A 12225-nucleotide genomic window follows, 5' to 3' on the forward strand; every position below is an offset into this window, starting at 1 on the left:
ATGTCCTGTGGCGAATTCGAACTCATCGCACGCTATTTCAATCGCAGAACCCGCAGCCGCCGGGATGTCGAAACCGGCATCGGCGACGACTGCGCGCTGATGAGCGTGCCAGAGAAACAGACGCTGGCGATCAGCACCGATACGCTGGTGGCGGGCGTCCACTTTTTACGCGATATCCATCCTGCCGATCTCGGCTATAAAGCGCTGGCGGTTAATCTCAGCGATCTGGCGGCGATGGGCGCCGATCCAGCGTGGCTGACGCTGGCGCTGACGCTGCCGGAGGTCGACGAGGCCTGGCTGAAAGCCTTCAGCGAAAGCCTGTTCGAGCTGCTGGAGTATTACGATATGCAGCTGGTAGGTGGCGATACCACGCGTGGTCCGCTGAGCCTGACGCTCGGCATTCACGGTCTGGTGCCGCAAGGGCGCGCGCTGAAACGTTCCGGCGCGAAGCCGGGCGACTGGATTTACGTGACCGGCACGCTGGGCGACAGCGCGGCGGGTCTGGCGCTGCTGCAGCATCATCGCCGTATCAACGATCCGGCGGTGCATGAAGTGCTGATTAAGCGCCATCTGCGGCCGATGCCGCGCATCCTGCAGGGACAGGCGCTGCGTTCGCTCGCCTCGGCGGCAATCGATATTTCCGACGGTCTGATTTCCGACCTCGGCCATATTCTCAAGGCGAGTGGCTGCGGCGCGCGGCTTAATCTCGACGCGCTGCCGCTGTCACCCGCGCTGCGCGACCACTTCGAGCCTGAGCAGGTGCAGCGCTGGGCGCTGAGCGGCGGCGAGGATTATGAGCTCTGCTTTACCGTACCGGAGATGAACCGCGGCGCGCTTGACGTCGCGCTGGGCCACCTTGGCGTGCCCTTTACCTGTATCGGGCAGCTGATGCCGGAAGCAGAAGGGCTGACGCTGCTGGAGCATGGCAAACCGGTTACCTTCAGTCATAAGGGATTTGATCATTTTGACGCTAAATAAGGATGTGGCGAAAAGCCGTCTGCGCATGGGCAATCCCTGGCATCTGCTCGCCACCGGTTTCGGCAGCGGATTAAGTCCTTTTGTGCCAGGCACGATGGGATCGCTGGCGGCGATCCCTTTCTGGTGGCTGATGGCGCGGCTGCCGCAGGATCTCTACTCGCTGATCGTGCTGCTGGGGATCAGTCTTGGCGTGTATCTCTGTCACCGCACCGCTAAAGATATGGGCGTGCACGATCACGGCAGCATTGTCTGGGATGAGTTTATCGGCATGTGGATTACGCTGATGGCGATCCCGGCGCATACCTGGCAGTGGGTGCTGGCCGGTTTTGTCATATTCCGCATTTTCGATATGTGGAAGCCCTGGCCGATCCGCTGGTTCGACCGCAACGTTCACGGCGGCATGGGGATTATGGTGGATGATATTATCGCCGGCGTGATCTCAGCGGCGCTGCTCTATGCGGCGGGGCGCTGGCTGGGATTCTGACAGGCTGGTATAACGTGCCCATGCGGGTGGCGTGGGCCGATCGCAAAGTCGCTCCAGGCATCCATGCTCGCTCGGCCCGCGCCATCCCTGGCGCGGGACGCTTTGCTCTTCTGCCCACGCCACCCGCTTCCGCCAGGGTCGTGCGGCCTGAAAAAGAACCTTATTCGAATCCCACTACCGGATGGGGCTGATAGACCGTCTCCAGCTCGGCAATCTCCTCCGCGCTCAGCGTGACCTCAACTGCTTTCACAAGATCCGCTAACTGTTCGGCGCGCGATGCCCCGATAATCGGCGCGGTGACGGCGGGCTTATGCAGCAGCCAGGCGAGCGCGACCTGCGCGCGGCTGACGCCTTTCTGCGCGGCAATCGCCTCTACGCGCTGTGCGATAGCTGCATCGTTCTCTTCCGTGGCGCTGTAGAGGGTTTTGCCGAACTCATCCGATACCGAACGCGCTGTGGTCTCTCCCCAGGGACGCGTCAGCCTGCCGCGCGCCAGCGGACTCCAGGGCAACACGGCGATATTCTCCGCCAGACAGAGCGGATGCATCTCGCGCTCCTCTTCGCGCTGAATCAGGTTGTACTGATCCTGCATGCTGACGAACTGCGCCCAGCCATGCTGGCGCTGCGTGTACACCGCTTTAGCGAACTGCCAGGCGTACATAGAAGAGGCGCCGATATAACGCGCTTTGCCCGCTTTCACCACGTCGCTCAGCGCTTCCAGCGTCTCTTCCAGCGGCGTTTCATAATCCCAGCGGTGAATTTGCAGCAGATCGACATACTCCATATCCAGGCGCTGCAAACTGTCGTCGATCGACTGCATAATATTTTTGCGCGACAGACCCTGCGACAGATTGCTGAGCGGGAAGTAAACCTTGGTGGCGACCACAATATCCTCGCGCCGCGCGAACGCTTTCAGCGCGCGGCCGACAATCTCTTCACTGCTGCCATCGGAATAGCTATTCGCGGTATCGAAAAAGTTGATGCCCGCTTCCAGCGCCTGGCGGATCAGCGGACGGCTGCTCTCTTCCGGCAGCGTCCAGGCGTGACGACCGCGATCCGGTTCGCCAAACGTCATACAGCCGAGACAGAGGCGGGAAACCTGAAGGTCGGTGTTGCCTAACTGCGTGGTTTTCATGAAGACTCCTGCTATGCATTAAACAATCAGCTAAGCATAGCAGGAGAGGAGGGCAGGGGATTTTACTGAGCGAGCCAGTCGCGAATTTGCTGCTGAATGCCTTGCGCGTCCAGCTGGTAATCGCGACGTACTTCATCCTGCGTGCCCTGCGGGATAAATTCGTCCGGCAGACCCAGGTTGAGCACCGACACGCGCAGGCGCTTCGCCATCACGGTCTCATTGACGCCGCTGCCCGCGCCGCCTTTGATCGCGCCTTCTTCCAGCGTGACCAGCGACTCATGGCTCTGCGCCAGCTCGGCGATCAGCGCCTCATCCAGCGGCTTAACGAAGCGCATATCCACCAGCGTGGCGTTGAGCGCGTCCGCCGCTTCCGCCGCCGCAGGCAGCAGGGTGCCGAAGTTGAGGATCGCCAGCTTTTCGCCCTTGCGCTTCACCACGCCTTTGCCGAGCGGCAGGCTCTGCAGCGGCGTCAGCTCGACGCCGACCGCGTTGCCGCGCGGATAGCGCACCGCGCTCGGCCCGTCCTGATAGTGATAGCCGGTATAGAGCATCTGACGGCATTCGTTCTCGTCGCTCGGCGTCATAATCACCATCTCCGGCACGCAGCGCAGAAACGCGAGGTCGAATGCGCCCTGGTGAGTCTGGCCGTCGGCGCCGACGATGCCGCCACGATCGATAGCGAACAGCACCGGCAGCTTCTGGATCGCCACGTCGTGGATCACCTGATCGTAGGCGCGCTGCAGGAAAGTCGAGTAGATCGCCACAATCGGCTTATAGCCGCCGATCGCCATACCGGCAGCGAACGTAACCGCGTGCTGTTCGGCAATCGCCACGTCGAAGTACTGGGACGGATAGCGTCGTGAAAACTCCACCATGCCGGAGCCTTCGCGCATCGCGGGCGTGACCGCCATTAGCTTCGGATCGTCCTGCGCCATTTCGCACAGCCAGTTGCCGAAAATTTTAGAATAGCTGGGCAGACCCCCGGCGCTTTTAGGCAGCGCGCCGCTGGCGGGATCGAACTTCGGCACTGCGTGCCAGGCAATGGGATCTTCTTCTGCCGGCGCGTAGCCTTTGCCCTTTTTGGTCATAATATGCAGGAACTGCGGCCCTTTCAGGCTGCGCATGTTCTTCAGCGTGGTGACCAGCGTCAGGACGTCGTGACCGTCGACCGGGCCGATATAGTTAAAGCCCAGCTCTTCAAACAGCGTGCCTGGCACCACCATGCCTTTCAGGTGCTCTTCGGTGCGCTTCACCAGCTCTTTGATCGGCGGCAGTCCGCCCAGCACGCGTTTACCGCCTTCGCGCAGGCGCGAGTAGGTTTTGCCGGAGAGGATCTGCGCCAGACGGTTGTTCAGCGCGCCGACATTCTCAGAGATCGACATCTCGTTGTCGTTAAGGATCACCAGCATATCGGGCTTAATATCGCCCGCGTGGTTCATCGCCTCAAACGCCATACCGGCGGTGATTGCCCCGTCGCCGATGATACAGGCGGTGCGGCGACCCAGGCCTTCGCGCTCCGCCGCCGCCGCCATGCCCAGCCCGGCGCTGATCGAAGTCGAAGAGTGCCCGACGCTCAGCACGTCATATTCGCTCTCGCCGCGCCATGGGAAAGGATGCAGGCCGTTTTTCTGGCGAATGGTGCCGATGCGATCGCGACGGCCGGTCAGAATTTTATGCGGGTAGGCCTGATGCCCGACGTCCCACACCAGGTGATCGAACGGGGTGTTATAGACGTAATGCAGCGCGACGGTCAGCTCGACGACGCCCAGACCCGAAGCGAAATGGCCGCTTGAGCGGCTCACGCTGTCCAGCAGGTATTGACGGAGTTCATCGCACAGCGCCGGAAGCGTCTCTTTCGGGAGAGAACGCAGCTCCTCAACGGTGCTTGCCTGCGCCAGTGTCGGGTATTTTGCAATATCAAAACTCATCAGAGACTCATTATGGAAGTTATTTGTCGCGTTCAATTATGAAGCTTGCCAGCGCCTGCAATGCTGTGGTGTCTAACGATTGCGCCGCAAGAATATCCAGCGCGCTCAGCGCTTGCTGGTGAAGCTCCCTGGCTTTCGCTCGGGCGTTATCAAGCCCCAGCAGCGACGGGTAGGTGCTTTTATCCAGATCCTGATCGGCACCCTGTTTTTTGCCGGTAACCGCGCTGTCGCCTACCACATCAAGAATATCGTCCTGCACCTGAAACGCGAGGCCGATCGCGTCAGCGTAGCGATCCAGCGCGGGCAGCGCGTCGCGTCCGCGTTCGCCTGCCGCGAGCGCGCCAAGGCGCACGGCGGCGCGGATCAGCGCGCCGGTTTTATGGCGATGGATCTGCTCCAGCTGTTCCAGCCCGACGCGCTGGCCTTCCGCCGCTAAATCGAGCGCCTGGCCGCCGCACATGCCCGCTACGCCGCTGGCGCGCGCCAGTTCGGCAATCATTGCGATGCGGCTTGCGTCGCTGACGCCCGGCATCGGCTCTTCAGCCAGAATAGAGAACGCCAGGGTTTGCAGCGCATCGCCTGCGAGTATCGCCGTATCTTCGCCATACTTAATATGGCAGGTCGGCTGGCCGCGGCGTAACGCGTCATCATCCATCGCTGGCAGGTCGTCATGGATCAGGGAGTAGGCGTGAATGCATTCCACGGCGGCGGCAGGCGCATCGAGGCTCGTCGGGTCCGCGTTAAACATTTCGCCGGTGGCGTAGACCAGAAAAGGACGCAGGCGTTTACCGCCCAATAATGCCCCATAACGCATGGCATTAACCAGAGGAGAACTCTGAAAGGGAAGCGGCTCTAACAAGCGCGACAGCGCAGCGTTTGCGCGTTCCGGATAAACGCTCAGCAGGTGAATAAAATCCATTACTCTTTTTCCGGTGTGAAGGCGCTGAGATCGGCCTCTTTATCGTCGCTGAGCAGAATGCGTACGCGCTGCTCGGCCTGTTGCAACGTTTGCTGACCGTTGCGCGCCAGCTGTACGCCGCGCTCAAACTCATTCAGCGCCTCTTCAAGCGGCAGCTCGCCGCTCTCCAGCCGGCTGACGATCTGCTCCAACTGCTGTAAGGAGGTTTCAAAACTAGCGGGCGGTTCGGCTTTTTTCGGCATATTCAGTGTCGACTCACGTGTAAGACTTTATCTCGTAATCGGTCATGGTAGCGGAGAGCGTTTGATTAGCAAAATAATCAATGTGACTGCGGTTGCAGAAGCAGTCATCTGACAAAGGTGATATACTCTCGCGCCTCGGATGCGGATGCGCCCTTTAGCCCACAATTTTTGTGATTTTACCAGCTAAGTGCCGCGTGCTCGCACTTATTTGCCCAACGAATTCGTGTCGCCATGAAGTTTATCATCAAGTTATTTCCCGAAATCACCATCAAAAGTCAGTCGGTGCGATTGCGCTTTATTAAAATCCTCACCAGCAATATTCGCAACGTGCTGAAAACCGTCGGTGAGGATATCGCCGTGGTGCGTCACTGGGATCACATCGAAGTCCGTTCGAAAGACGAAGGGCTGCGCGGCGTGATTGTGGATGAGCTCACCCGCATTCCCGGCATTCACCATGTGCTGTCGGTCGAAGACCGTGCCTATACCGACGTGCACGATATTTTTGAGCAGACGCTGGCGCTCTATGGCGACAGCCTGCAAAACAAAAGCTTCTGCGTGCGCGTTAAGCGCCGCGGTAAACATGAGTTTAGCTCGCAGGACGTAGAGCGCTACGTCGGCGGCGGCCTGAATCAGCATATCGCCAGCGCGAAGGTGCAGCTCAACAAGCCGGACGTTACCGTGCATCTCGAAATCGAGAACGATCGCCTGCTGCTGATCACCGGGCGCTATGAGGGGCTGGGCGGCTTCCCGATCGGCACGCAGGAAGATGTGCTGTCGCTGATCTCTGGCGGATTCGACTCTGGCGTCTCCAGCTATATGCTGCTGCGCCGCGGCTGCCGCGTACACTACTGCTTCTTTAATCTCGGCGGCGCAGCGCATGAAATCGGCGTGCGTCAGGTCGCGCACTATATCTGGAACCGCTTCGGCCGCTCGCATCGCGTGCGCTTTGTAGCGATTAACTTCGAGCCGGTGGTCGGCGAGATTCTGGAAAAAGTAGATGACGGCCAGATGGGCGTGGTGCTGAAGCGCATGATGGTGCGCGCCGCGTCAATGGTCGCAGAGCGCTATGGCGTTCAGGCGCTGGTGACCGGCGAAGCGCTCGGCCAGGTATCCAGCCAGACGCTGACCAACCTGCGCCTGATCGATAACGCCTCCGATACCCTGATCCTGCGTCCGCTGATCTCGCACGATAAAGAGCACATCATCAAGGTGGCGCGCGACATCGGCACTGAAGATTTTGCCCGCACCATGCCGGAATATTGCGGCGTGATTTCTAAAAGCCCGACGGTAAAAGCGGTGAAAGCGAAGATTGAGGCGGAAGAGCAGCATTTCGACTTCAGCATTCTGCAGCGCGTAGTGGAAGAGGCGAGCAACGTCGATATTCGCGATATCGCCGAGCAGGCCGAAGAGGAAGTGGTGGAAGTTGAAACCGTGGACTCGTTCGGCAGCGACGATAGGGTGCTGGATATCCGCGCCATTGACGAGCAGGAAGATAAGCCGCTGGCGCTGCAGGGCACCGAGGTGAAATCGCTGCCGTTTTACAAGCTCAGCAGCCAGTTCGCCGATCTCGACCAGAGCAAAACCTGGCTGCTCTACTGCGATCGCGGCGTGATGAGCAAGCTGCAGGCGCTCTATCTGCATGAGCAGGGCTTTAAAAACGTGAAGGTTTATCGTCCGTAAAAGACGCTGTCCGTCGGCGGCCTGTTTTAGCCGCCGACGGACAGAAGATCGTTATTCGCTGTAATCGTAGATGCCTGCCGCCAGCACCAGCTGGGACGCGACTTCCGCCGCTTTCTCTTTTCCTGCCAGTAGATCGATCAGCTTTAACGCGAAATCCATCGCCGTGCCCGGCCCCTGGCTGGTCAGCAGATTTACGCGTGGATCCCACACCACACGTTTCTCCATCCACTTCTCCGCGGGAATCGTCTCTTTTAAACCGGGGAAGCCGGTCATATTGCCGACCGGGAAGAGATCGTGCGGCACCAGCACGGTGCCAGCCGCTGCGCAGATTGCCGCCACGATGCGGCCGGAAAGATGGAACTGGCGCACCGTTTCCACCAGCAGCGGGCTGTCGCGGAAGGTCTCCGCGCCTTTCAGACCGCCCGGTAGCACAATCGCCGCGTAGTCGTCGTCGGCAACCTCCACCAGCGGCGCATCGGCCAGCAGGCGAACGCCACGCGAACAGACGATTTCGCGCGCGCCGTCGCTCTCTACGCTGGCGGTGACCACCTTCAGACCGCCGCGCACCAGCAAATCGATGGTGGTAACCGCCTCGGTCTCTTCACTGCCATGTGCGAGGCAAACCAGAACTGGCGTGTTCGCGGTCATAATGGGACTCCTTGCGTTTTACAAACTCATATAAGCGGGTGTTTTCCGGCACGGCGATCCCCTGCGCGCGCGCGCGGCGCAGCAGGAATCCGGTGATGTAATCTATTTCAGTCAGACGCTGCGCCCGTACATCCTGCAGCATCGAAGAGGTGTTGGCCGCCGTGGTTTCAATCACGTTATAAACGATGTCGCTCAGGCTGTCGGCGGTGATGTGCTGGCCTTCGCGCTCCATCACCCAGCTCAGCTCCTGGCAGAGCATGTCGATCTGCTCCGGCCAGGCACGCAGCGCGCCATTCTGGCAGTCGTGTTCGACGGTGAGCGGATTGATCACGCAGTTTACCGCCAGCTTGCGCCAGCAGGCGGCGCCGATATTGTCATGCCAGGCGACGTCCGGCAGCGCCGCGTGCAGAATATCAGCGAGGTCGCTGTAGGCCGCGCTTTTACGGTTAGCGGGACCGATATGGGTGATGCCGCTGGCGACATGCTTTATCACGGTGCCGTCGCGCATCGCCGCATGCGTGGTGATGCCGCGCAGCAGCGGCTGGCTGAGTCCTTTTAGCTCCTCCAGCGTGCCCATACCGTTATGCAGTAGCAGAACAGGGCAATGTTCCGACAGCACGCTCTGCAGGTTACGCACCGCAGGCGAAACCTGCGGTGCCTTCAGCGTCACCAGCAGCAGCTGGCTGTCAGCCAGAAACAGCGGATCGTTGGCGATAAAGGTGTTGTTGCTCACCCTGCCCTGGTAATCGATAACGTTGACGGAACAGTAGGGCTGCGGCACGCGCAACCATCCCTGAACCTCATGGCCCTGGCGTGCAAGGGCCGCAAGCCAGACCTGGCCAATGGCCCCGCAACCCAACACGGTAATTTTCATACTGCCTCCCGTATCCGGGTTTGTCGTTTGTTCTTTAATACACAGCGATAATAAGTATAGCGTTGTGCGCAGCCTGATTTTGTTTAGTGCGGCAAGACGCGTATTATGCATGTCACTTTAGCGTCAGGAGAAGAAGAGATGCCATCTTTCGATATCGTTTCAGAAATCGACATGCAGGAAGTTCGCAACGCGGTCGAAAATGCCAACCGTGAATTAACAACCCGCTTCGATTTTCGCAACGTGAGCGCCAGTTTCGAGCTCAACGAAAAGAATGAAACCATCAAAGTGACCAGCGAGTCCGATTTTCAGGTGAAACAGCTGGTGGATATGCTGCGTGAGAAGCTGCTCAAGCGCGGCATCGAGGGCGCCGCGCTCGATATTCCTGAGGAGATCGAGCACAGCGGTAAAAACTGGAGTGTCGATGCCAAAATGAAAAAAGGCATTGAAACCGAAGTCGCGAAGAAAATCGTCAAGCTGATTAAAGACAGCAAGCTGAAGGTGCAGACGCAGATTCAGGGCGATTCGCTGCGCGTGACCGGCAAATCGCGTGACGATCTGCAGGGCGCGATGGCGCTGGTGCGCGGCGGCAACCTCGGTCAACCTTTCCAGTTTAAAAACTTCCGCGATTAATCCTCTCATAGCGTGCGGCCACAGTGGTGTCCGCACGTTACGCTTTTCAATATTGTCACACGACCTGTATCCATTTTACCCTGCTTTATATCAACGCTGTGCATGGCAAAGTCGTGCACATTGGTTTATGAGCCTGACTGACTGGAGATAAATCATGAAAACGATGAAAGCTGCGGTAGTGAAAGCCTTTGGCGAGCCGTTAACCATTGAACAGGTGCCCGTACCGGAAGCAGGACCGGGCCAGGTTCTGGTCAAAATCGCCGCGACCGGCGTGTGCCATACCGACCTGCATGCGGCGGAAGGCGACTGGCCAGTGAAACCTGCGCTGCCTTTTATTCCAGGCCATGAAGGCGTCGGGGAAGTGGTGGCGAAAGGGCCGGATGTCACGCATCTCAAGCTGGGCGATCGCGTCGGGATACCCTGGCTCTATTCAGCGTGCGGCCATTGCGAACACTGCCTCGACAGCTGGGAAACGCTTTGTCTGAGCCAGAAAAATGCAGGCTATTCGGTTAACGGTAGCTTTGCCGAATATTGCCTCGCCGATGCGAATTATGTCGGCATATTGCCGGATAACATCGGATATGCAGAAATCGCCCCCATCCTTTGCGCAGGCGTTACCGTCTATAAAGGGCTAAAAATGACGGATACCCGGCCTGGCCAATGGGTGGTGATTTCGGGTATTGGCGGGCTGGGGCATATGGCTGTGCAGTATGCCGTAGCGATGGGTTTAAATGTCGCGGCGGTAGATATCGACGATGAAAAACTGGCGTTTGCGCAGCGCCTCGGCGCCAGCGTCGTGGTAAATGCCCGTAACGAGGATCCGGCGCAGGTTTTCCATTCAGCGTTCGGCGGCGCCCATGGCGTGCTGGTAACGGCGGTATCGCCTAAGGCGTTCGAGCAGGCTATCGGGACGCTGCGGCGCGGCGGCACAATGGTGCTTAACGGCTTGCCGCCGGGTAAATTCGATCTCTCTATTTTCGATATGGTGCTGGATGGCATTACCGTGCGCGGCTCCATTGTCGGCACGCGGAAAGATCTACAGGAGGCGCTCGATTTCGCCGGAAGGCATAAAGTCAAAGCCACTATTGGGATCGAGCCGCTGAGCAATATTAACGATATCTTCGCGCGTATGCGCGCCGGGAAAATCGAGGGGCGCGTTGTCGTCGATATGTCGCTCTGAGCCGGGCGTGAAAAACAAAGAACCGGCGCCAGGCCGGTTCTTTAGTCGATGCGTCATGCTTTATCGCAAAGCGCTCAGCTGCTTGCCAGCAGTGCTTCCAGCTCGGGACGGCTGGTGACCTTACTGTCGATTTTGATATAGGCGCTTTTCTCTTCCGGCACGATCAGCACGGCCGACACGCCCGGCTGCGCTTTCAGACGCTGTTCCAGATTCGGTACCGCCAGCGCGCTATCGCTCAGTACGATACGCAGGCTGCTGACATAGGGCGGCTCCTGCATGGTCATGGCAACGAACAGCCAGATCGCAGCAACAATCGCGCCGACCAGGAATACGGTTTGCGCATCGAAATGCCCAAATACCCAGCCGCCGAGGCTGCCGCCGATCGCCACGCCGATAAACTGGCTGGTGGAATAGAGCCCCATCGCGGTGCCTTTGTAGCCGGCCGGCGACTCTTTGCTGACCAGCGAAGGCAGAATCGCCTCCATCAGGTTAAAGGCGAAGAAGAAAAGCTGCACGCCGATCACCAGCGTCCAGAAGTGACCTTCCGCGCCCCACAGCACGATCTCCGCGATAACGATCAATCCTACGCAGGCGACAAATACGCGCTTCATGCGGCGCTTCACTTCTGCATAGATAATAAAAGGCACCACGCCGACAAAGGCGATCAGCATCGTCACCAGATAAACTTTCCAGTGTTCGGCGGCTGGCAGACCAGCCTGCTCGAACTGACCGGGCAGGGCGACGAAGCTGGACATCAGCAAGATATGCAGGCAGAGAATGCCGACGTTGAGCTTGATCAGACGCGAATTGCCGAGCACCTTGCGGAAGCTGCCTTTCACCATGCCCGATTCGCGGTTCAGCACATGCCCCGGCGCGTTGGGCACCACCAGCAGGGTGATTACGATGCCCAGCGAGGCGAGGATAGCGATCATCCAGAACAGCGCGTGCAGCCCGAGCGCGTGAGTGACAATCGGACCGATCACCATCGCAATGGCGAAGGTGACGCCGAAGCTGATGCCGATAAAGGCCATCGCCTTGGTGCGGTTCTGTTCACGGGTCAAATCAGACAGCAGCGCCATGACGGCAGCGGCAATCGCGCCGGAACCCTGTAAGGCGCGGCCGAGAATAATGCCCCAGATAGAGGTCGTGTTCGCCGCGATAAGGCTGCCCAACACAAACAGCAGCAGGCCGCCGACGATCAGCGGCTTACGGCCGATACGGTCAGACATCAGGCCGAAAGGAATCTGAAAGATCGCCTGCGCCAGACCGTAGATACCGATCGCCAGGCCAATAAGCGTTTCACTTGCACCCTGAAGAGCCATACCGTAGGTAGTTAATACCGGCAGGACCATAAACATGCCCAGCATTCGCAGGGAAAATACCGTGCCCAAACCCCATGTGGCGCGAAGCTCCACCGGCGTCATTTTATTATCGTTCATTCCAACCTCTGTAAGTTTGCCGTATCTATTTTAGGGAGCAGGGCAGGGCGGGTAAAATGATAGTGTTTAAGAAGTGGTAACAAAAAGA

The 12225-nt window shown here is 58.9% G+C and carries 12 protein-coding genes; 5 read left to right on the plus strand and 7 right to left on the minus strand.

Going from position 1 to position 12225, the window contains the following annotated elements; all coding sequences use genetic code 11:
• Together thiL and pgpA are read left to right on the plus strand one after the other, a co-directional pair.
• A complete protein-coding gene (gene thiL / locus EKL29_RS07490) occupies positions 1-978 on the plus strand; it encodes a thiamine-phosphate kinase (RefSeq protein ID WP_126689255.1) in 978 nt (325 codons plus the stop codon).
• Positions 923-1462 carry a phosphatidylglycerophosphatase A gene (gene pgpA, locus EKL29_RS07495; RefSeq protein WP_371315516.1) on the plus strand — a complete coding sequence of 180 codons (540 nt, stop codon included), beginning with the start codon at positions 923-925 and terminating at the stop codon, positions 1460-1462. The genes thiL and pgpA overlap by 56 nt, the downstream gene beginning before the upstream one ends.
• 160 nt (positions 1463-1622) lie before the next feature.
• Here the strand turns inward: pgpA and EKL29_RS07500 are convergent, their stop codons facing one another.
• The 4 genes from EKL29_RS07500 to xseB all read right to left on the minus strand — a co-directional run bounded on the left by EKL29_RS07500 (position 1623) and on the right by xseB (position 5686).
• A complete protein-coding gene (locus EKL29_RS07500) occupies positions 1623-2597 on the minus strand; it encodes an aldo/keto reductase (RefSeq protein ID WP_126689256.1) in 975 nt (324 codons plus the stop codon).
• Positions 2598-2659: 62 nt separating this feature from the next.
• The gene (gene dxs, locus EKL29_RS07505) at positions 2660-4525 is read right to left on the minus strand and encodes a 1-deoxy-D-xylulose-5-phosphate synthase (protein ID WP_126689257.1); all 1866 of its coding nucleotides are present in this window, start codon (positions 4523-4525) and stop codon (positions 2660-2662) included.
• 19 nt (positions 4526-4544) lie between these two features.
• Entirely contained in the window at positions 4545-5444 is a 900-nt protein-coding gene (ispA, locus tag EKL29_RS07510; RefSeq protein WP_126689258.1) for a (2E,6E)-farnesyl diphosphate synthase, read from the minus strand.
• The gene (gene xseB / locus EKL29_RS07515; protein ID WP_120451273.1) at positions 5444-5686 is read right to left on the minus strand and encodes an exodeoxyribonuclease VII small subunit; all 243 of its coding nucleotides are present in this window, start codon (positions 5684-5686) and stop codon (positions 5444-5446) included. The genes ispA and xseB overlap by 1 nt, the downstream gene beginning before the upstream one ends.
• 231 nt (positions 5687-5917) lie before the next feature.
• Between xseB and thiI the strand changes: the two genes are divergently transcribed.
• The gene (thiI, locus tag EKL29_RS07520; protein WP_120451274.1) at positions 5918-7366 is read left to right on the plus strand and encodes a tRNA uracil 4-sulfurtransferase ThiI; all 1449 of its coding nucleotides are present in this window, start codon (positions 5918-5920) and stop codon (positions 7364-7366) included.
• A 51-nt stretch (positions 7367-7417) separates the two neighbouring features.
• Here thiI and yajL read toward each other — a convergent pair whose 3' ends face one another.
• Together yajL and panE are read right to left on the minus strand one after the other, a co-directional pair.
• A complete protein-coding gene (gene yajL, locus EKL29_RS07525; protein ID WP_126689259.1) occupies positions 7418-8014 on the minus strand; it encodes a protein deglycase YajL in 597 nt (198 codons plus the stop codon).
• Entirely contained in the window at positions 7968-8888 is a 921-nt protein-coding gene (gene panE, locus EKL29_RS07530; RefSeq protein ID WP_120451276.1) for a 2-dehydropantoate 2-reductase, read from the minus strand. The genes yajL and panE overlap by 47 nt, the downstream gene beginning before the upstream one ends.
• 138 nt (positions 8889-9026) lie before the next feature.
• Between panE and EKL29_RS07535 the strand changes: the two genes are divergently transcribed.
• Together EKL29_RS07535 and adhP are read left to right on the plus strand one after the other, a co-directional pair.
• The gene (locus EKL29_RS07535; RefSeq protein WP_120451277.1) at positions 9027-9518 is read left to right on the plus strand and encodes a YajQ family cyclic di-GMP-binding protein; all 492 of its coding nucleotides are present in this window, start codon (positions 9027-9029) and stop codon (positions 9516-9518) included.
• A 154-nt stretch (positions 9519-9672) separates the two neighbouring features.
• Entirely contained in the window at positions 9673-10698 is a 1026-nt protein-coding gene (gene adhP, locus EKL29_RS07540) for an alcohol dehydrogenase AdhP (protein ID WP_120451278.1), read from the plus strand.
• Positions 10699-10772: 74 nt separating this feature from the next.
• On the opposite strand, the gene EKL29_RS07545 is transcribed toward adhP, so the two are convergent.
• Complete coding sequence (locus EKL29_RS07545) at positions 10773-12137, minus strand: MFS transporter (RefSeq protein ID WP_120451279.1); 1365 nt, start codon at positions 12135-12137, stop codon at positions 10773-10775.
• Positions 12138-12225: the final 88 nt, after the last annotated feature.

Origin of the sequence: Pantoea sp. YU22 (assembly GCF_003970755.1) — a bacterium.
Taxonomy (GTDB): Bacteria; Pseudomonadota; Gammaproteobacteria; order Enterobacterales; family Enterobacteriaceae; genus Pantoea; species Pantoea piersonii.